Below are 20,127 nucleotides of genomic sequence, written 5' to 3'. Positions count from 1 at the left end.
TCTGCCAGGCAGTACGCTGGGAACGCCTGAGGTGGAAGGCGCATGGCCCTGCTGCCGCTGCTATGTTTAGCGTAAAACACGGTACTTATCCATTCTTTTTCCTGTAGGGCGGAGACAATGAAAGAAAAAAAATTTGAACCGTTTATGGATCGTTTAAGCCGGGATATCCGCAACGATTTATCAGAGTCGCTGGTGGCGGTCCTCAAGGAGAAAAGCCTGGCGCCTGCACAGGCGGTTGCTGATGCGTTCCTGAGCAGAGAGCTTGCCCCCTGTTATCAAGCCTATATCAATGATCGAATAGAGCGGTATGGCCAGGCACTGGAAAAAATCGCCTCCAGCAGCAACACAGATGCCCTGTGGCAGGGGTTGGTCCTCTGGGACATGGGCCTGTTTTTTGAGGTGCACGAAATCCTCGAGCACGCCTGGCTTGGTGCCGAGGGCAAGGAAAAAAAGCTGCTTCAGGCCATGATCCGTGCAGCTGGAGTCTATATCAAGCTGGAACACGGGTACGATGCCCCAGCGGTGAAAATTGCCTCCAAGGCTGTCCCGGTACTCAAAGAGAACCGCGATCGCCTTGCCGCCTATACGGATCCGGGTCTCCTGCTCCAAGCCCTGGAGCGTCTTGATCGACAACCGCCTCTCCTGCTGGTCACTCCCTCCTGCAAGGAATAGCTTTTTTTCGTGGGCCCGTAGAAACGGGGTTGACTTCCGAGGATGAACGGGTAATATTCACGGTCCTGAAACGCTGACCGCAGGAAGATTCGATCCTGCACAGCAATCACCACAGCATTCTCGCGCACCCGTAGCTCAGCTGGATAGAGCATCGGACTTCGAATCCGAGAGTCGCAGGTTCGAATCCTGCCGGGTGTGCCAGTTATATCAAGCAGTTATCTCTTTAAGAGGTAGCTGCTTTTTTTGTTGGTGAATAAGTTGTAAGCGCATTGTAAGCATATTCGGTCAACGTCCTTACGGCTTACATCCTCCACAAGGGTGATACCCTGCCGCAATAGCCGCTTCCCTGCTATCAAATCCCCCCGTACAGTTTTTGCAGTTGAAGTACTTGCATGATTCACGGTGAAACGATTTGCTTTTCACGTTTCCGTGATATGGTCCGGGCACATTGCTTCCCTGTGGGCTTTGATTAGTTCGTTTCTGGTGCCTCCACTCCCAAGGCGGTATAATGTGCGGATCGTTCCACATTCCTTTATTTTGCAACCGTGCAAAGGTTTCAATGCCCTTCCAGGTGGGACAGAAGCTCTTTTTGCAATACTTCGTGTACACCCAAGCTTAGCCTTCCTGGACAAGATATTTGTTCAAGCTCTGCCCGTTCATATATACAGTCTATATACATAATAGATCCTGTTTTCTCTTTTAGATTAATCTGTTACCTACCTCTATTTTTTGTCATCAAAACGTTTTCTGTCAAGCTTGTTTGGTGCTTTATTGAAGGCCTGTCGTCGTTTACTGGGACGGTACACATACAGGGCACCGGCAGAAGGTGCGAACAAGGTCCGTAAGGATTCTGCTTCAAGGGCTGCATTGTCCTGAAGCGGAATGAGCAAAGAGTGGTTGGTTGAATGGACTGATTGGAGCCAATCAGTAGGGTAATGTTTTGCTGGGAAATTGAGTGAATTGGTCATCACGTCCTCCTTCTTCCTTCAAAAAAACAGGATGTTGATGACCTTATTTTACCATATTCTCGGTCTCGTTTTTATTACGTATATACAGGAATAACCTCAAGTCGTAGGGAAAGTCAGAACTATTTATCTTTGATGTGGCCATGTTAACAGAGGGGCTCATCTGTAAGGAAAGCTGGCGTAGTAGGTAAGCCATGCGACTGGCGCATTTGTTAGACTGGTCCGAAGCGCTAAGTTAAATCAGTTAAGTATTGGAGCCTCTATAAATTCCACCACCAACGGCTTTTAGTAGCCGATACAATCGATATCTGCTCGTTGGGTGAAGTTCCTTACCAGTTACCAACTTGGAGGAATCCCCAAACACCCATATCGCATGTCCAGCATCTTCAGCAAACAGTTTTTCAACTTCTGATTCCGGTAACCAGTACATTTTACCCTCTTTATCCCTGCTATATTCGCCTTCAAGGATTTTTGATTGTGTCCATTTAACAAAAGCATCACAATTGACTACGAGTTGACACACCCCAAGTAAACAAAAATTATTTATTCTTTCCTCCACGAAAAGTGAGTATATCCTTAATCCTTGGACCAGATGTTCTACTTCCTCCCACCTTTTGTTAACTGGTTTCTGATCGTTAGAAAGGCCAAACACCTCCTCTAATAGTGCTCGGCGAAAATGGTGCTCAATCGGGCGGTCATCATCAATGTCAGTTTTCTTTATCTGTTCTTCAGCTGAAACAGACCAACTACCACCCTCATATGCTTTGCTAGGATCGTTGTGTAATGCTAGCAGCGACCCGTCCGAAAACCGAACTAGAAAATGTAAGCATAGGCTGTGTGGAATACGGTTCTTTGACGGTGTGAGACTTCCCCAAGAAGATCTAAAATCGCTGGATGATTCAACTTGTGGGCGAACAGACTGAATTGTAAAAAAATCTGTTTCTTCAACTGCAAGCTTTAAAGAGTCGTCAGTACCTCCTATTGAACGAGATGTTAAACAAAATTTACGTCCAGAAGGAGGATCAAACTCCTTTCTGCCACCACATTTGCTAAGTATTTCATCAACTGAGAAGAGTTTTTTATTGAAATCCACTATTACATCGCCTGGATTCCATCCGATATTGGACATATCACTTTTAGATTGGAGTGTCGAATGTGGAAGCACTTCAATTGCATCGCCCACGATTAGGCAAGCTTCATTTTCTGTAGAAACCCTTTTAAGTGCAACAGGGTTCGGTCGAATTAACGACCGTTCGACCTCATTCATACGATTTTCTTGCTTAAGCTTGCGCCCCAAGCGGATGACCAGAATTACTAGTAATACAATTACAGCAATTATTATTCCTTTACGAATTAAAACCGACCCACTAATCACTCCAATGAAAAATGAAACAACTGTGGTTATGGCAGGATCACGTTTAACTATTCGATAAAATTGCACATAAAAGGCAACGGCTTTACTCGTCCCAGACATATTCCCCCCAGCGTATACAGTTAATTATCACTAACAAATTATTCTCGTAATACTTAATTTTATGATACTTGTTAAACCATTGGCAATCTAAATCGGTTTATTAATTTTGCTGGTTTATATACTTCCTGTTTCTTTCCGGTATCAGACTTTCCGGGATTGAGCGGCAATATTGTTATTCCATATGACAGGTTACACGGCACATTCAACCATTCTTCCCTGCATTTTATAAGAAATGATCTTCAAAATCGTTCACGGTAACGTTTTAGCGTTTGAAGTTTGAATAATGTAAAGAACTTGATATCCTTCCAGCCCTAAAAAACGAGACTTTTTAAACAGTCTAAGCGTGCTTGGGCGAAAAGGGCGTTGACTTGAGGTATTAAGGGAAAGGTTCTTCGGTAACAGCACCGAGACGTTTTAGTGACATTCGTTGTGCACTGGAAAGTCCACTGCTGTTGCGAATATCCGTACCTTCGTAGGGGCGTAAAACGGGCAAGGAAAGGCGTTCTCGATCCAGCAACGTGCGCAAATGAAGGCTCCCGTCGTGGCTTCCGCTCACCAAAAATCTGCCGTTGGGCGAAAAGGCCACAGCGCGGGCCCAATCCTCATGTTCAAGGTCAACAGCATTTTGCGGTTCACCGCGATACTGAGTCTTCAATCGTTGATCCCATGGCCACAGAAATCGTTTAAAACGCCAAAGACGCACGGTCCTGTCGGAGGAGGCACTGGCCAACCATTTTCCATCTTGAGAAAATCGTACACTCCAGACTGTATCCTTGTGACCTCGCAATGTCGCTATTTCTCTCGATCGCTGCAAAGACCATACACGAACAACACCGTCTTCCCCGGAGCTGGCAGTAAACTCGCCAAAAAATCTTGACGGCGGGGAAAAGTGCACCGACCACACTGGAGCCTGGTGGAGGACGCCGGGCATCTCCTCATTCGTGTTGCGATTCCAGATACGCACCCGGTTGTCTTCGCCGCATGAAGCCAGGAGGTTTCCTCTGGAATTGAAAGCAACGCTTCGTACATTCACATGCGCACTGCCATCGATGGTAATCGGCCGTGAGGAGCCATGTGACCAGACCCGTATCTGACCTTGACGACAGCCCGCAGCAATAAACTGACCGTCTCTGCTCGCTGCTACTGCCCAAATACCCGCCGCATGAGGGCCAAAGCGTTCTGATGTACCACTCTCCAAATCTGAAACTATGATATAGCCATCGTCACTTCCGCTGACTATGCGGAGCGTACCTTTTACCGGCAAAAAACAAATGTGGCGTATATGGCCTTTGTGTGGGCGGAGAGTATGAACGACCACTCGATTTCCGATATCCCAGACGCGAATGGTCTCGTCGTCGGAGCAACACGCGACCATTCTGCTATCCGGACTGAAATCTACGGCTTTCACCCAACGGCTGTAGCCTTGTAGTGTCCAAATCAGTTGACCCGTCGATCCGTCCCAGGCGTTGAGCGTATGACTGTCACCGCCCGCAGCGACCAGCCCTGCCTCCGAACTCACATCACAGAACTGGATTCGCTGTTGAAGAACCGGCAGGTTTCGTGTAGTTCCGGCCGAGGTATCGATGAGTTCTAATAAATGATCATTTCTAAGATTAACTGCCTTGTCACCGTCCCGTGAGAAGGATAATGCACCGGCTCGTTTGAACAATGGATATGTGTCGATTTCGCGATATTGTTCAAGGTCAAAGGTATAGGTCTTCGGAGGTCGCCTCACTGACGCCATTAATATATTTGACTTCACCCCGAAGCAAACGGATTCGACGGCGCCGCCCAAGCGTGCCGAAGCGAAGATGAGTGTACCTGAGGTAAAATCCCAGACCCTGATGCCGCCATCACTGCATCCTGCTGCAAGAAGTTGATTGGTGTAGTGAAATGCTAAGGAGCGGACGTGTACGGTTGGCTGTCCTTCACGGCTGCCGTTCGTTATTGGCAGGCATTTGATCAGGTCATCATTCTGCCAGACGAAAACCGCATCATGGAGACCACCTGCGGCAAGTAAAGAATCATCACCGCATATTGCAACCGCATTCAGTCGAATGTAATCTTTTGAGAGTTCCCGGAAGCAGGTTCCGGTTAAGCAATCCCAGAAACGTGCGGTGCCGTCGTCGCTTGCAGTGACCAAGCTTGCCGAGTCTTGTGTAAAGACCATATCAGCGACCACATCATGGTGGCCAACACAGCGGCTAACGATTTCACCAGTTCTGGCATTAACCAGGTGTATGTCTCCGTTTGCGGTCCCGGCTGCAATGCGACGGCCGTCGGGACTGAATCTGAGGCAAGTTACACCCTCCAGGTCCAGGTTAAACTGCACGTCATGAAAGTGTACGTCACGCAAATCAAGCGCGTGCAATTGATGATTACGAAAATCTGCGTTTCGAATTGTCGCTCCGACTAGGCTGAGGCTCTCGATAGTTTCTGTCACCCGAGACAGAAGGTTGAGCAGATTACCCAAAGCATAGTTGTCAGTCGATGCCCCTGCCAATTTAATCATGCTTAACAGCAATTGATCGGCAGGTAAATTCTTGTCTCCTGCTTGAAGTGTTTTGGCTAAATGATCCAGTACCGCGCGTTGAGTCGGGAGACGAAAGGCCTCGGTTTGTCGGGCCGGCAGCAGGGGGAGGTAACCGAGCGTCTTGAGTTCTTTGCGATGCAACTCCCCGATAATTCGTTCTCGCAATATTTCAGATATCGCCTCAACAGCGACCGGCGGCAGGTGACTATTAGCTGGGGATAGCCATCCGCTCAGGCGAATATCCTGCAAAACGTCGATAGCTGTATATTCTGGTGACACGAACTGGAGGACACGCGTCAGTTCCTTGATGTCAGGTTCTCCGCGAGCTAGTGCAAGATATTCAAGGCCAACCCGCAAAGCCGGTGGGGCATTTTCCAGCTGATGCTGGATGAGTTCGATAATCTTATCGGGAAGGTGGATATCTGCATCACTTTTCTGCTCCTCCCTTAGGTACGAGGTTTGGCGTGCAGCCTGGAGAAGTGCATAGGGGTTGCCTGCATAGTAATGCGTAAGTGATACAACCTGCTCTCGTTCCATAACAAGACCGTCGTCTTCAATAAGGCGCAAAGCGGCATTAATATCGACACCCGGTAAATATTCATCAATCCAATCTGCTGTTGGCGCGGGCAGACGGATCTTGCTCGTGAATAGCAGGCAGCTTTTTCCGGGTTGGTTCCTGGCAGTTGAAAGAAGAGAATGATGTTTTTCGTCGAATCGCCGCCCTGCACCGTCCCCTGAGACCACGGTTTCGACATTGTCAAAAATGAATAAGCAGCGCTTTTCGCTTAAGACCCGGATAACCAATGATTCGATAGCGCTCATGGGGGCTATGGAGGTGTTCATTCCTTCGATGTTCAGAGTGAGTGCGATGGTCGATAAGCAGCTGAGCGGTTCCGGCGGATTGAGATAGGATATCCAGAAAACGGCTTCGAAATGCCCGTTAGCCAAATCGGCGAGCATTCTTGCAAGGGAAGTCTTGCCGATTCCGCCTGGCCCGACCAAGTCCACGACTAATCCATTCGTATAGCTCTGCATGGCCGTTCCAAGGCGCTCAAGAGGTTCTGCCCTGCCCGGCAGACGCTCTGGGCATTTGCTCATTGTCGAACCTGATCTGGATGAGAGGTCATACAATGGTGTGGTGCGTGCTGGGCGCAGCGCTGTTAGTCTTTGGACGAAATTCCTGGATGGTAAGAGGGTTGGGGAAACACACTCGAACTGGACGGCCTGGAGCTTAAGGTGGCACCCCCTATCATCGGAGTGTTCGAAAACGTTTTGCTCCAATAACAGCGGGAATAATGGTTTGTTAAGGCGTGAGGCAATATCGATTTCGCGGCATACCCATTCAGACCGCAGCGAATTCGGCGTTACGACTACGATGACCGCTGCGCAGTCTTGGAGACGCTGTTCCAGTTCAAGTTCCCACTCTGTACCCGGGCAGATGTGATAATCGATCCAGATAGGGATTCCGTACTCTACAAGAAAGGTTGCCAGGGAGTGGGTGTAGTCGGCGTCTTTGCTGGAGTGAGAAATGAAGATTTGGGGCGTCATATCTAGTATTCAGCGCATGTGGTGCGCTGTGGCCGTCTAGTTACGTTGGGGTAGGGGAAGACAGCATCGATAATTGCTCCGATAAATGGGGAGGGAGGTCCATACGGGTGCGCTCAGCGCAATTACCAATAAGACAGAGAATAAGGTCCTCATACGACCAGTTATATTCGAACTCGAATGCTGCGGGGTAATAACTGGGCCGGTGTGGACCCGGTTTGAAGCCTGGATGGGGATTTACGTCTATCACGACTAATTCTCCAGTTTGCGACTCAAGGATGTCTATGCGTGCCAAGTCGCGTAGATGGCAGGCATGGAAAGCCTTTGCTGCAAGTTTGCATAGCTCAGCATGACGTTGCTGATCAGTTACACGTCGATGCGTTTCTGCAACTCGAAGCAGTTTCACCTCGCGACTGAGAAATGAATCGCCCTCCGCCAAAACTATTTTGAGGGGTACGGTTACCAGTTGTCCTGATGCACTTTGAAGCACCGCCACCGTATATTCGCCTTCTCGGGCCCATGGTTCGATCAGGACGCGCTCAGCATTCTTATCGTGCAGGCTTGAAGCCGCGGCCAGCATCTCAGTGGATTCGACATGGGTGACCCCCTCGCTGTTTGCTCCAAACTCAGGTTTTAAGACAAATGATTGGCCTGCGGTGGCAACAAATCGAGCTGCACCAGAGCCTGGAAAAACGACGTATGGCAAAGTGGGGATGTCGTGAGCGCGCAAAGCTATCTTCATCCAAATTTTGCTTAACGTAGCCATGCCTGAGGCATCCGAACCAATGTAGGCAAGGCCGTATGCATCCAGTACAGATACCATGAGCGGCGCGCTTGAGTCAGATTCGACGTGCATGCCATTCGGCATGACGATGGTTTGGCTGTTAAGAGTGCAGATTTTTTCGGAGAGGTCTGGGAAATTGTCGTAGTAAAGATTGTCTACTTCTATGCCCAGGCGGTCAAGGGCCTGGGTGATACGATTGGCGACTGCCGCATCACCGAACTGTGGAACGATGTCGGAGTCATTTGGGTTGATAATGACTACGCGTTCAAAAAGTGTCTTGGACATGGCACTCAACTCCATCTTGCCGTGTGGCCAAAATCAGGGCATTTTCAATTTTTCACCAACCAAAGGCGACCGACCCGTCTTTTGGCTATATTTCATCACGATTTGTGACTTGCTTCTCTCCAAATTGTATCATTTTATTGTTATACAGTTTCGACGTAACTCTCACGATATAAAGCCATGATACATCAATCATCATGGAGCTGCAACTTTCAGGTAGGTGGGCAAAATGGTTAGCTCAGCCGGGATGCTGAGTTATGCCTTGACAGGCTATTCCTGTCATGCCCCAGTCAGACAGATAGGTTTCTAGCTCTATATCCTCCCAGAAGTATTGCTCCATACCCCATATAATTAAGGGGTTTGCCGCCACCCTTCCAACATAAGAACAAGTGGTAAGGGCTCTGGCAAGTAATGTTGCCATATCATCCGATGGAAAAGAAAAGTGGTTGAAGATTCCCCTTCTGGCAGCTGTTACCGGGCATAGAGATCGGAGTTTTGGAGCAGTTTAATGTTCCGTAGCAATTGCTGAATAAGATTAAGTCATACCTCAAATGGCTTACCTGCTACCGTTTTAGGTAGCATAATCTTGTTCAGATTACCTTCATCAGGGGGTAGTTTCGGAAATCGACAGGAATAGTCTTAACTTGCAGGGTTCCCTATATAATTACATTGCCACTTCGAGTTTCATACTACACTTTGCTGGACAAGCCAGTGAATCCTGAGAAATATTGAGTACGTCAAAATATACTGAACGACCACCGACTACAAGTCGGTGGGTTGACGGCGGACTGAAAGTCCTCTTGCCTAAATAGATGTGCGCCGGCATTTAATAGAATTGAGGAAATGGACTGTAATTTTTTGAACGCTAAAAAAAAGGGTATTAGCCACTGTTTTCATACTGATTAGATTACTATGTACTCTTTTTTAGGTGTTCAATACGGCTTCTCGAAATGTTTCAAGCCCTATTTTATCTATGAAATTACCAAGGCGCTGCGGTTTTGAATTTTCCTTGTAATATTCAATTGCTTTTGCCACGACTGTCTCAGCTTTTTCCTGTGAAACATCTTCAATGAGTATATCAGATAGCCTGGGGCGAATACCACCCATGCCGCCAACCTGAACAGTCCAGCCATCCTTGGTGCCGTAGAGCGCGATATCCTTGATACAATTTTCTCCACACTGTATTTTGCAGCCGCTCACAGCCATTTTCATTTTACTTGGCAACTTCAGGCCATGATATTTAGCGTCTAATTTGAGACCCAGCTCAATACTGTTTTGTTTAGCGAGCCTGCAGAAATCAGTGCCAGGGCAAACTTTTACACTGCGAACACACAAGCCGACGGCGTGACCGGGATCAAAACCAAGTTCATTCCAGATTTTATCGATTTCTTCCTCGCGAATACCCAAGATAGCAATACGGGCAGCACTGGTGATTTTAAGGGTTGCAGTCTCATATTTTTGTGCGACAGCAGTGAATTTTTCCAGCATTTCAGTGGTCAGTAGACCACCTGGTATGTGAGGAGCGATGCCATATGTTTTCTTGTCACGTTGCAGTATTACGCCTTTTTCGCCATCTTTAAGCATTCTTTCTCTCCCTATTCAGGTCAGTGTAAAATGACAATGGCATCAGATTACTATATGTGTGTCCATTGGTAAATTCAATTGTACGCACAAGCAGTTGATCGTGATTAAAGAGCGGGGGGCAGGTCTTTGCTTGACTTGGGCTCGTTTGGAATAATTCTGACGTAGCGATGTGGGTTCCTGGTCAAGCCGGAAATGACGGTGGCATCGAGTAGCGTCGTTGCCTACGATGCAAATCGTATATATTGTGAGTAAAATAATTTATCCAAAAAACAATTGAAGGTTCACCACACATGTCACGCTCGCCCTTTTTTCCATCTTTTGAATCCCTACCCAACGTCATTCCCATATTTCCCCTTGCCGGAGCGGTCGTCATGCCAGGTGTCCAGCTGCCGCTCAACATTTTCGAGCCGCGTTATCTCAACATGGTGCAAGATGCGCTGGCGAACGACCACATCATCGGTATGATCCAGCCGATTCGGGATACAGGTGAAGAAGCGGTGCAACTGCAACGCGTCGGCAGTGCCGGGCGCATCACCTCCTACAGCGAATCTGATGATGGACGGATTATCATGGTACTCACGGGTGTATGCCGTTTCAGCGTATTTGAAGAGATTGATGAATTTAGGGGTTATCGCAGGGTAATAGCCGATTGGACCCAGTTTGCAGGCGATTACGACGAAAAAGACATGCAATTGACAAATCGCGAGGATTTTTTTGAGACCTTGCATAATTATATCAATGCGCGGCGGTTGGAAATCTCCTGGGATGATCTTGTCAAATTAACGGATGGGCCACTTATCAACCTGTTATGCACCCATCTACCGTTTGAGCCGGAGGAAAAACAAATCCTTATTGAAACGATCGGGCTCAATGAGCGTGCCGAGCTGATGCGCGGGTTGATGAACCTCTGTGTCGTCACGCGGCAGAGCCATGGCGACAAGCCGCACTAGCGTTTTCATAGACCGCGGTCTTGTAATCCTGATGACCAGCCCCTGCTCTCCTGTTTTAGTGGTGCTTGAGGCCCTGCATATTGTCCTTAACGAGGGGTAATCTTTGTGCTGATAAGGTCAAGGAAGTGGAGGAAATCGCTAATTTTAGCTTCTTCCTATCGTCGAATTTACCCATCGAAGCAGCAACCACCGCTCAAAATACTCCTTCGTCTCAATCCTTCTCCGCAGGTAGCGGGCCAAGGCATCTGCCGCATCATTACTGATGTAAACGACTCTGTCCTTGGCGCCTTTTCCTCCACGAACAACAATCTGGTTTCGTCGATAGTCAATGGCATCCAGGGTGTCAATCAGAAGCGCAAATCTTTTTTGATGATCTAAAAATCGGAAAAATTGCCGCAATTCGGAACTATTGGCGCAAAGTCTGGTTTTTTGAAGAATCCCAGCCGAAGTTTTTCTTTGACCGCTATAAAATCGGAATATCCTGTGTAAGTCCAGCTTCTCCTCGCCCTCCCTGGAGTGTTCCATTACACACGTAATTCCCGATAACTATGAATAAGTGTCTACAATATTGCCAGATGGCGTGCTAATTGCTTAGCGCGGGTAGGTTGATCTGATAATCCAGTCAAATGGAGGACGCCATGGGGAAATTCAATAAACACCAGAGTGACAGAGAACGTTTTGGCAGATGTGAAATATGTCTGGAGTACATACCTGTGGAATACTATTTCAACGAAGGTGATCAGATTACCTGCTATGAGTGCGGAACAGACTATACGATTCTGAGAAGGAGCCCTGTCAAACTTGGCATGCTCGATAGTTATGAGGAAGACGATTACGTCGGCGACATGAATTTTGATGACTGAAATTTACTCATCTCGTATCACTGCTGCGTACTAATTCAGGAAAACAGATTAATGCGATAGGAGGATTGGTGCATGCAGAACCCCAATCAACCCGATGACCAACAAAAGCAAAAAAAACTCCCTGTCGATTGGAATGGTTTGGGCAATGAACCCCGCAATGAGAATCTTGCCAAGATAAAGCTAGGATCATTCGAGAGAATGGAAAATGCCAGAGGGAAGGATTTTGAACCAGAAGAAACGTTGCATCCGTTAAACAAAAAAAAGAAACATGCGCGTAGGAGGTAAATCCGATCGATTGATACCAAAGGAGGTTTAAGGGACAAGAGGTAGCAATCCTTACCGGTTGTTTCCGTATTTTACTGAATTTCCAAATGTTTATTGGATTTGATGACTGGCAGGATAAATCAGATGCAAGTAACAATGTCGTCCCCTTGCCAGCAGCTTTTTCAAATGCAGCGAAGATTCGGACTTCCCAAGTTAATCTTCCGGTGTCCTCTGATATTTTCAGCACCTCGCGATCTGCAATAAGGTTCAGGTAATGGCTGGAATCAACTTATGCATTTGCTGAAACCTCTTGAACCGTCTCTTGTGTGAGCACTGGTTTGCCGACCCTGCGGGTCTTGAACATGCGCATGATGAACACAAAAAAGAGCGGGATGAAAAAGAGTGCCAGGACAGTGGCAGAGAACATACCACCTATCACTCCGGTTCCCACCGCATGGCGTGCGTTGGCTCCTGCACCTGTACTCATGGCAAGGGGAAGCACACCGAGGATAAAGGCAAACGAGGTCATCAATATCGGACGAAGCCGGAGTTTGCAGGCTGTTATGGACGCATCAAAAAGCGATTTGCCCTTATCAAATTCCTCTTTGGCAAACTCGATAATGAGAATGGCGTTCTTGGCGGTAAGGCCAATGGTGGTGAGCAGACCAACTTGAAAGTAGATGTCGTTTTCAAGACCACGCAAATAGGTGGCGGCCAGTGCACCGAGTACGCCAAGGGGTACCGCCATCAGAACGGAAAACGGTACAGACCAACTTTCATACAGTGCCGCAAGACAGAGGAAGACCACCAGTAGGGAAAGCGCGTACAGTGCAGGAGCCTGATCTCCGGATTGCTGCTCCTGAAACGAGGTGCCTGTCCACTCAAAACCTACCCCTGAAGGGAGCTGGGAAACAAGCTGGGCAACGGTGGCCATGGCCTCTCCAGTGGATTTTCCCGGAGCTGCCTGGCCCAGGATTTCCACGGCCGGGTTACCGTTGTACCGCTCCAGCCGTGGAGAACCATAATCCCAATGACCATCGGTAAAACTTGAAAACGGGACCATGTCCCCCTCGTTGTTTCTGACATACCAGCTGTATACATCTTCAGGCTGCATTCTGTATTTTGCCTCTGCCTGCACATACACCTTTTTGATTCGCTCGTTATGGAGAAAATCGTTCACATAAGACGACCCCCACGAGGTGGAAAGGGTTGAGTTAATGTCATTTACCGAAACACCGAGTGCCATCGCTTTTTCATAGTCAACGTCAAGGTTATACTGTGGGGTATCTTCCATACCATTGGGGCGGACCGCAAAGAGGTTCGGATTCTGGTTGGCCATACCAAGGAATATGTTGCGTGCCTCGATCAGCTTGTCATGTCCCACTCCTGCACGATCCTGGAGAAAGAAGTCAAAACCTGTTGCATTACCTAATGAGATGATCGCTGGCAGGTTGAAGGCATAGATTTTTGCTTCTTTCACCTGGCTGAACGCCCCCATGGCCCTGCCAATAAGTGCATCAACGGAAAGGGCTGGCGATTTACGTTCATCCCAATCCTTGAGCTTGGTAAAGGCGAGCCCCATGTTCTGGCCTTGACCTGCAAAGCTGAAACCGGAAACAGCAAAAACCGATTCAACCATTTCTCCTTCATCGCGGAGGTAATAATTGGTCACCTTTTCCAGAACTTCCTCGGTTCGTTCCAGGGTGGCCCCTGTAGGAAGCTGAACCATGGTCAGGAAAACGCCCTGGTCTTCTTCCGGCAGAAATGAGGTGGGAATCTTGGTAAACAAGTACCCCATTCCACCAATCAGGATGAGGTAGATGAGGCCGAATCGGATGCCTCGGTTGAGGATAAAAGCCACGGAGTTACCGTACCGTTCGGTGTTTTTGGCAAACATCCGGTTGAACCAGCCGAAAAAACCACGCTTTGCTGCATGGCCTTCAGCCTTTACCGGTTTAAGCATGGTCGCGCAGAGGGCCGGGGTAAGGATAATGGCCACCAGTACCGAGAGGGCCATGGCAGTAACAATGGTGAGGGAGAACTGGCGATAGATGGCACCGGTTGAACCACCGAAAAAGGCCATGGGCACAAACACAGCAGAGAGCACCAGGGCGATACCGATCAATGCTCCGGTAATTTGCTGCATGGATTTCTGGGTGGCCTCTTTGGGGGATAATCCCTCTTCAGCCATGATACGTTCGACGTTTTCAACCACAACAATGGCATCGTCCACCAGCAAGCCAATTGCCAGCACCATGCCAAACATGGTGAGGGTGTTGATGGAAAAACCGAATGCGGCCATAACCCCAAACGTCCCCAACAGCACAACCGGAACAGCAATGGTTGGAATGAGCGTTGCCCGGAAGTTTTGCAGAAACAGAAACATGACCAGAAAAACCAGGATAATCGCCTCAATCAGGGTATGGACAACCTCTTCAATGGAAATTTCGATAAATTGGGTGGTGTCGTAAGGGTAGACCACCTCAACTCCGGTAGGGAAGTAAGGTTGTAACTCTGCAAGCTTGGCCTTGACTGCCGCTGCAGTATCCAGCGCATTGGCGCCGGTTGCCAGCATAATACCGATACCGGAGGCCGGGACTCCATTATAGCGTGGAATGGTGGAATAATTTTCGCCCCCCACTTCTACCCGTGCCACATCGCGAAGGCGGATCTGGGAGCCGTCGGTGTTGACTTTGAGCATGATGTTCTCAAACTGTTCCGGAGTGGAGAACATGGTCTGGGCCATCATGGAGGCGGTAATCTGCAGCCCCTCTACTGAGGGGGCATTGCCAAGGGTCCCCACGGTTACCTGGTTGTTCTGAAACTGGATGGCGTTCACAACGTCAGAGGGAGTTAACCCATAGCTGTTGAGCTTATGGGGATCAAGCCAGATCCGCATGGCATATTGAGAACCGAATACTTGGATGGAACCAACCCCTTCGGTTCTGCTTAAAGGGTCTTTCAAGGTCGATACCATGAAATCCGAGAGATCGTTTTTATCCATGGAGCCGTCACTGGAGATCAAGCCCACGACCATCAACATGGTTGAACTCGCCTTCTCCACCCTGAGCCCCTGCTCCGTAACGGCCTGAGGGATCTGGTTGGTCACCTGGTTCAGCTTGTTCTGTACCTGGACCTGAGCAATATCCGGGTCGGTTCCCGCCTCAAAGGTAAGGGTGATGCTCGCCCGTCCTGATGACGAACTGTTTGAGCTCATGTAGAGCAGGTTATCAATCCCGTTCATGTTCTGCTCAATCACCTGGGTTACTGAATCTTCGATGATTTTGGCAGAGGCACCGGGATAGGTGGCGGTGATGGTGACCTGCGGCGGAGCCACTTCAGGATACTGGGCAATGGGCAGGTTTACAATTGAGAGCGCTCCTGCCAGCATGATGACGATTGCAATAACCCAGGCAAAAATCGGGCGTTCTATAAAAAATGCTGCCATGGTTACTCTCCCCTGGTTGCCAGGCTGATCGCGGTAGTGTTCAGGGAATCATCAACCTTTTGCACTGTAGTGACCTCCATACCTGGTCGGATATTTTGCAGACCCGCGGTTACCAGGGTGTCTCCAACAGCCAAACCATCAAACACCACGGTGCTTTTGCCAATGTCACGACCTGTAACCAGGATCTTTGCTTCAACTTTTGACTCGTTGTTGATCACCATCACATACGGGTTGCCTTTCTGGTTTCTGGCAAGGCTCGCAGTAGGAATCATGATCAGGTCCTGCTCCCTGTTGGCTAGCTTGGCCCGCACAAACATCCCTGGAAGAAGGTCTCTGTCCGGGTTGGCAATAATGGTTCTCAGGGTGACGGTACCGGTTGACTGGTCAACAGTGACGTCAGAGAATTCCAGCTTCCCCTTGTGGGCATATTCCGAGCCGTCTTCCAGCAGGATACGTACGTCAGGCATTTGCGTTTTTTGGTCGTCATTATTTACAGCGTAAAATTGCTTTTTCAGGCGAAGGATTTCAGTACTGGACTGGGTAACATCCACATACAAGGGGTCGATCTGCTGAATGATCGCCAGAGCATTGCTCTGCTGGGCAGAGACCAGAGCTCCCTCGGTGATAAATGATTTGCCGATAATGCCGCTGATCGGTGCGGTGATACGGGTGTAATCCAGATTGATTTTAGCGCTGCTTAAGTTCGCTTTTGCAGCGGCAACATTGGCCAGCGCCTCTTTCCAGCTCGCCTCCTTTTCCACCTGCTCCTGCTCACTCACAGCCTTCCTCTTGACCAGCAATTGATACCGTTCGGCTTTCAGCCTAGCAGAATATTCTATAGCTTCAGCCCTTGCCAAAGCAGCCTTGGCACTGTCGTACTGAGCCTGGTAGGTGGCTGGGTCGATCTGGTACAGCAACTGACCGGCTTCCACTTCGCTTCCTTCCTTAAAAGCCCGCTGCTTGATGATGCCGCTCACCTGGGGACGAACTTCGGCAACCCGATGGGCGGCTGTTCTTCCGGGCAGCTCTGTTTCAAGCCGTACGGGTTGCGTTTGTACCGTGGTAACTTCCACTTCAACGGGTCCGCGTGGTCCCGTTGCCTGTGGGGTCTTTTCTTTGCATGATGACAACAGTAATGCTGCACAGCATGCAAGGACAACCGAATATCTCGTGATGATTGTCTTTTGCATTGGTCGTTGATTCCTTTTGAGTGCTATCCGTTCTGAAGTTAATTGAGTGATTGTGATTTCCATAATTTATGCTGTACCAACCCAATGGAGTGGAGCACATCAGCTAAGTTGGTACCAAGAGGCGATTTGCCGCCCTGTGCAGCAGCCGGGTAGCGAAGGTGAATCGCCCAGTCATTCTCCACCTGCTCACTTTGGTAGAGCTTGACAGATACAGGCCCTGACTCATCTGTAGAGGCTTTGGCCAACTCCTGCAAAACGGCCTGAAAGGTCTGGGTATCGCCGCAGGCATTGAGGCGTACGGTTATAATTTCAATAAAATCATCGTTTGCTGTATTCATGATTTTTTTCTCTTTTGTAACTGGAGATTAGAGTTTCAGGATTTCTTAAAGAGTCAGTGGACTGATTTTATTTTTCTTGTTTGAAAACGGGGACAGAATGATTTCACAGCATCAGCCTTGTAACACAATGCCTATACATTAAAGAAAAAAGAAAAATTCAATCTGTCTCCCGGATAAAAAGCTGGGAAAAAAAATCAGTTCCCTTCGCCTCCAGGCAATTCGCTTTCTGAAACTCTAATCTCCAGTTTTGTAATATACATGCACTGAGACATTGCTAAATCTATGCCAATATGTACTAGCCTGATTTCACATGAGATATTTTTCGAATAACCAGCCTGAAACCAAATATGGTGTTTTGTCGCCACCGTATTTGGTTTTTTTGATGGAGGAAACCAAATACGGTGTTATGCTGGTGGTGCTGGCAGCAAGATGTATGCAGTTCTAATCAAGGGTGGGAAATATGGGTTTTGTAGGCGATGATTTTTTCTATCAGGCAACCATGCGCATTTGCGGCAACCTGGATCTCCAGGCCATGTTGTCTGACTTTCTCATGTTTATCCGGGAGGTTATTCCTGCAGATGCGATAGTCATGCAGGTCTATGATGAAGAGGAATATATTGTAGAAGACATCTCCGTGGCCAATGTTCCAGAATTTAAAATTGATAAATTTCGCTTTAAGCTCCCACCGGAAGCCATTGCCTACATTCAAGAGCATGAAGAGGAATTTGATAAAACCGGCATCATCTTCAACAGGCCTCATGAAGACCCTGTAGCAAAAATTTTTTGGGAAACCATGGGCAAAAAAGAATCTTCACATCTTTACTGCCGGCTCTGCGTCGGTGACGAGGAACTTGGCGGCATCGTTCTCTTCGCTCGAGGGTATGACCGATATAAGAAGGATGACCTCAAACTGGTCACTAAACTAACCGCTCCCCTGGCGGTTGCCCTGGCCAATGGTCTCCAATTCAAGGAAATCCAACGCCTCAAGGAAATGCTGGCAGATGATAACCGCTACCTCAACCGGCAGATACACAAAATCGCAGGAGATGAGGTTATCGGCCAGGACTTTGGGCTGCGTGATGTGATGGAGATGGTGCGCCAGGTCGCGCCGCTTTCCAGTCAGGTACTGTTGCTGGGCGAAACAGGTGTGGGCAAGGAGCTTATTGCCAACGCCATCCACCATTCTTCGTCAAGAGCAAGCGGGCCGTTTATTAAAGTCAACTGCGGGGCAATACCAGAAGCACTTATCGACAGTGAACTGTTTGGCCACGAAAAAGGTGCCTTTACAGGCGCATTGCAGCAAAAACGCGGTCGCTTTGAACGGGCCCATGGTGGCACAATCTTTCTTGATGAAATCGGTGAACTACCGCTTGAAGCCCAGGTTCGCTTGCTGCGGGTGCTGCAGGCACATGAGATTGAACGGGTTGGAAACAGTGAGCCTGTTTCTGTCGATATACGGGTTATTGCCGCAACCCACAGAGATTTGCCTGAAATGGTTCGCAAGGGAACCTTCAGGGAGGATCTCTTGTTCCGGCTCAATGTCTTTCCTATCACCATTCCACCTCTTCGTCATAGGCTGATGGATATCCCTTCTCTGGTAAGTTTTTTTATCGAGAGAAAGAAAAAAGAAATGAATCTCTATGCCGAACGAACAGTGGCGCCGGGCGGCATAGAAGCCCTGCAGGCCTATCATTGGCCAGGGAATGTCCGAGAGTTGGAAAATGTAGTGGAAAGAGCACTTATCCGCAGCGCCATTTCAGAGGAAAGTGCCTCTTTACGCTTTGATGAATTGAACTTATCCCCTTTGGTCAACGAAATGGAGAAAGATGTGGTCAAGGAGAGCGCTGCCCCTGGGGTGTTAAATATGAATGAGGCAATGAAACACCACATCGAGTCGGTACTTACACTCACTCAAGGACAAGTTGCAGGCGCTGGCGGGGCAGCGGAACTACTTGGTATGGCTCCCAGTACGCTCAGGAATCGCATGATCAAGCTGGGGATACTTGCAACAACGCGTAAGTAAGAGGTTGTGTTCGAGAAAATGACTGTTCTTGATTAAACAGCTTCAGAAAAGTGTCCATTTTTACTGGACCACTTCACAGCAACACCTTCGTGTTTCAGTAGACAAGTGAGCACGATAAAAATACCAATATGTACGCTGCAATAACTGCATGCGTCAAAATGGATAGGTAGAGGTCGCAAAATGCGGCCCCCCAAACTCCAATCAGGAAGCCCTAGCCATTTTTTGTGCTGCTTATGGAAGGACAAATAAGGCAAAATATGCCTAGAAGCTATCCACTGCAACGCCTGGTATGCCCAGTCTGCAGCAATCCTTGGCACAGGTTGCCGCAGGTGGCTATCGTAAGGCCCTTGTATTTCTTGGTACCCAGGGAATATTATTTTTGGGGAGAATGCATCCCCCAGTGGGACAGAAGCAAGAATCCCTCAGCCGCCATGCTTCCTGAACAGGCAGTATAGGTACACCTGCTGTGCTCCACCAGGGGTAACATGCACCTCTTTTTTATTTTTTATCAAATCAAAATCGGGGCCCAACACGGTGGACAGTGTTTTTGATGTATAGCGCTGCACCCGCATCCCACTGCAGACAGGCGGAGCTGTTGTGGAAAAAACAGCAAAGATAGCATGCCCTCCAGTTTTCAATGCCCCTGAAAGTGAATCAACGTATCGGGATTGCTGCTTTTCATCGGTAAGAAAATGGAAAGCAGCTCGATCGTGCCAAAGGGAATAGTGCTGGCGGCGCAGGTCTACCTGGGTGACGTCACCTCTAACCCAACAGATGGATTCAGCGGCATCAGCTAACCTCTCTTGCATAAGATTCACTGCATTGTCAGCTAAATCAAGCCCTGTAAGCGATTGATACCCCTGTTGTATCAGGTCATCGATGAGCGTTGAAACACCGCAGCCTACATCAATAATGTGATCCTGCTTGTGCAGAGCAAGGTCGTTCACCCAAGCCAATGCAGTGTGTAAATGGGGCATGTACCACCCTAAACTCTGTGGCGGTTTTTTTGCGTAGATTGATTCCCAGTGGTTTTTTATGTCCATTTGATTGGAGGGAAGTATTTTTTTTCTATTTCCTGAATCAGTGAGCGTTCAACAAAGGTGCAGATGCAAGGCGGTAACGTAATTGATAATACTGTAGTATATCAATGCGTTGTCAACACAGCAAATGTGCCGTTGTTGGGCCCCCCGAAGGGCGCCTTGGTGAGCCTGA

15 protein-coding genes and 1 tRNA gene are annotated in these 20,127 nt (G+C 48.4%); 6 read left to right on the top strand and 10 right to left on the bottom strand.

The genetic code is table 11. The annotated features are described in order from the left end of the window. The first annotated feature begins 117 nt into the window (after nt 1–117). Both ACZ52Z_RS13630 and ACZ52Z_RS13625 read left to right on the top strand, forming a co-directional pair. A complete protein-coding gene (locus ACZ52Z_RS13630; RefSeq protein ID WP_464267326.1) occupies nt 118–672 on the top strand; it encodes a DUF309 domain-containing protein in 555 nt (184 codons plus the stop codon). A 124-nt stretch (nt 673–796) separates the two neighbouring features. Further along, nucleotides 797–873: transfer RNA gene (locus ACZ52Z_RS13625), tRNA-Arg, on the top strand. A 521-nt stretch (nt 874–1,394) separates the two neighbouring features. On the opposite strand, the gene ACZ52Z_RS13620 is transcribed toward ACZ52Z_RS13625, so the two are convergent. The 5 genes from ACZ52Z_RS13620 to ACZ52Z_RS13600 form a co-directional block, all read right to left on the bottom strand. Then, nucleotides 1,395–1,640: a hypothetical protein gene (locus ACZ52Z_RS13620; RefSeq protein WP_464267325.1), complete on the bottom strand. Its 246-nt coding sequence runs from the start codon at nt 1,638–1,640 to the stop codon at nt 1,395–1,397. A gap of 241 nt (nt 1,641–1,881) precedes the next feature. Next, complete coding sequence (locus ACZ52Z_RS13615) at nt 1,882–3,111, bottom strand: hypothetical protein (RefSeq protein ID WP_464267324.1); 1,230 nt, start codon at nt 3,109–3,111, stop codon at nt 1,882–1,884. Between the two features lie 376 nt (nt 3,112–3,487). Beyond that, on the bottom strand, nt 3,488–7,192 hold the full coding sequence (locus ACZ52Z_RS13610) for a WD40 domain-containing protein (protein WP_464267323.1): 3,705 nt from the start codon (nt 7,190–7,192) through the stop codon (nt 3,488–3,490). A 40-nt stretch (nt 7,193–7,232) separates the two neighbouring features. After that, nucleotides 7,233–8,258, bottom strand: a complete 1,026-nt coding sequence (locus ACZ52Z_RS13605) for an ATP-grasp domain-containing protein (RefSeq protein WP_464267322.1) — start codon at nt 8,256–8,258, stop codon at nt 7,233–7,235. A gap of 921 nt (nt 8,259–9,179) precedes the next feature. Further along, nucleotides 9,180–9,839: an NAD(P)/FAD-dependent oxidoreductase gene (locus ACZ52Z_RS13600; protein ID WP_464267321.1), complete on the bottom strand. Its 660-nt coding sequence runs from the start codon at nt 9,837–9,839 to the stop codon at nt 9,180–9,182. A gap of 290 nt (nt 9,840–10,129) precedes the next feature. Between ACZ52Z_RS13600 and ACZ52Z_RS13595 the strand changes: the two genes are divergently transcribed. Continuing rightward, nucleotides 10,130–10,789 (top strand): LON peptidase substrate-binding domain-containing protein, encoded by a 660-nt coding sequence (locus tag ACZ52Z_RS13595; protein ID WP_464267320.1) that lies wholly within the window; start codon nt 10,130–10,132, stop codon nt 10,787–10,789. Nucleotides 10,790–10,933: 144 nt separating this feature from the next. Here ACZ52Z_RS13595 and ACZ52Z_RS13590 read toward each other — a convergent pair whose 3' ends face one another. Continuing rightward, nucleotides 10,934–11,188, bottom strand: a complete 255-nt coding sequence (locus ACZ52Z_RS13590; protein ID WP_464267319.1) for a hypothetical protein — start codon at nt 11,186–11,188, stop codon at nt 10,934–10,936. Nucleotides 11,189–11,427: 239 nt separating this feature from the next. Between ACZ52Z_RS13590 and ACZ52Z_RS13585 the strand changes: the two genes are divergently transcribed. Continuing rightward, nucleotides 11,428–11,652 (top strand): hypothetical protein, encoded by a 225-nt coding sequence (locus ACZ52Z_RS13585; protein ID WP_464267318.1) that lies wholly within the window; start codon nt 11,428–11,430, stop codon nt 11,650–11,652. A gap of 72 nt (nt 11,653–11,724) precedes the next feature. Further along, the gene (locus ACZ52Z_RS13580; protein WP_464267317.1) at nt 11,725–11,937 is read left to right on the top strand and encodes a hypothetical protein; all 213 of its coding nucleotides are present in this window, start codon (nt 11,725–11,727) and stop codon (nt 11,935–11,937) included. Nucleotides 11,938–12,205: 268 nt separating this feature from the next. On the opposite strand, the gene ACZ52Z_RS13575 is transcribed toward ACZ52Z_RS13580, so the two are convergent. From ACZ52Z_RS13575 to ACZ52Z_RS13565, 3 genes are read right to left on the bottom strand one after another with little or no spacing between them, the layout of a single operon-like run. Then, nucleotides 12,206–15,364, bottom strand: a complete 3,159-nt coding sequence (locus tag ACZ52Z_RS13575) for an efflux RND transporter permease subunit (RefSeq protein ID WP_464267316.1) — start codon at nt 15,362–15,364, stop codon at nt 12,206–12,208. A 2-nt stretch (nt 15,365–15,366) separates the two neighbouring features. Next, the gene (locus ACZ52Z_RS13570) at nt 15,367–16,554 is read right to left on the bottom strand and encodes an efflux RND transporter periplasmic adaptor subunit (protein WP_464267315.1); all 1,188 of its coding nucleotides are present in this window, start codon (nt 16,552–16,554) and stop codon (nt 15,367–15,369) included. 38 nt (nt 16,555–16,592) lie between these two features. Then, entirely contained in the window at nt 16,593–16,892 is a 300-nt protein-coding gene (locus ACZ52Z_RS13565) for a hypothetical protein (protein WP_464267314.1), read from the bottom strand. Nucleotides 16,893–17,352: 460 nt separating this feature from the next. Here ACZ52Z_RS13565 and ACZ52Z_RS13560 point away from each other — a divergent pair, with 460 nt between their 5' ends. Beyond that, on the top strand, nt 17,353–18,915 hold the full coding sequence (locus tag ACZ52Z_RS13560) for a sigma-54 interaction domain-containing protein (protein ID WP_464267313.1): 1,563 nt from the start codon (nt 17,353–17,355) through the stop codon (nt 18,913–18,915). Between the two features lie 422 nt (nt 18,916–19,337). Here the strand turns inward: ACZ52Z_RS13560 and ACZ52Z_RS13555 are convergent, their stop codons facing one another. After that, the gene (locus tag ACZ52Z_RS13555) at nt 19,338–19,892 is read right to left on the bottom strand and encodes a class I SAM-dependent methyltransferase (protein ID WP_464267312.1); all 555 of its coding nucleotides are present in this window, start codon (nt 19,890–19,892) and stop codon (nt 19,338–19,340) included. Nucleotides 19,893–20,127: the final 235 nt, after the last annotated feature.

Source organism: Desulfogranum aggregans, assembly GCF_055398265.1.
This window is presented reverse-complemented; position numbering and strand designations above follow the sequence as displayed.

Bases quoted from the DNA above. Each gene is read 5' to 3' on its own strand.
- ACZ52Z_RS13630 (WP_464267326.1), top strand. From the start codon at position 118: ATGAAAGAAAAAAAATTTGAACCGTTTATGGATCGTTTAAGCCGGGAT.
- ACZ52Z_RS13620 (WP_464267325.1), bottom strand. From the start codon at position 1,640: ATGACCAATTCACTCAATTTCCCAGCAAAACATTACCCTACTGATTGG.
- ACZ52Z_RS13615 (WP_464267324.1), bottom strand. From the start codon at position 3,111: ATGTCTGGGACGAGTAAAGCCGTTGCCTTTTATGTGCAATTTTATCGA.
- ACZ52Z_RS13610 (WP_464267323.1), bottom strand. From the start codon at position 7,192: ATGACGCCCCAAATCTTCATTTCTCACTCCAGCAAAGACGCCGACTAC.
- ACZ52Z_RS13605 (WP_464267322.1), bottom strand. From the start codon at position 8,258: ATGTCCAAGACACTTTTTGAACGCGTAGTCATTATCAACCCAAATGAC.
- ACZ52Z_RS13600 (WP_464267321.1), bottom strand. From the start codon at position 9,839: ATGCTTAAAGATGGCGAAAAAGGCGTAATACTGCAACGTGACAAGAAA.
- ACZ52Z_RS13595 (WP_464267320.1), top strand. From the start codon at position 10,130: ATGTCACGCTCGCCCTTTTTTCCATCTTTTGAATCCCTACCCAACGTC.
- ACZ52Z_RS13585 (WP_464267318.1), top strand. From the start codon at position 11,428: ATGGGGAAATTCAATAAACACCAGAGTGACAGAGAACGTTTTGGCAGA.
- ACZ52Z_RS13580 (WP_464267317.1), top strand. From the start codon at position 11,725: ATGCAGAACCCCAATCAACCCGATGACCAACAAAAGCAAAAAAAACTC.
- ACZ52Z_RS13575 (WP_464267316.1), bottom strand. From the start codon at position 15,364: ATGGCAGCATTTTTTATAGAACGCCCGATTTTTGCCTGGGTTATTGCA.
- ACZ52Z_RS13570 (WP_464267315.1), bottom strand. From the start codon at position 16,554: ATGCAAAAGACAATCATCACGAGATATTCGGTTGTCCTTGCATGCTGT.
- ACZ52Z_RS13565 (WP_464267314.1), bottom strand. From the start codon at position 16,892: ATGAATACAGCAAACGATGATTTTATTGAAATTATAACCGTACGCCTC.
- ACZ52Z_RS13560 (WP_464267313.1), top strand. From the start codon at position 17,353: ATGGGTTTTGTAGGCGATGATTTTTTCTATCAGGCAACCATGCGCATT.
- ACZ52Z_RS13555 (WP_464267312.1), bottom strand. From the start codon at position 19,892: ATGCCCCATTTACACACTGCATTGGCTTGGGTGAACGACCTTGCTCTG.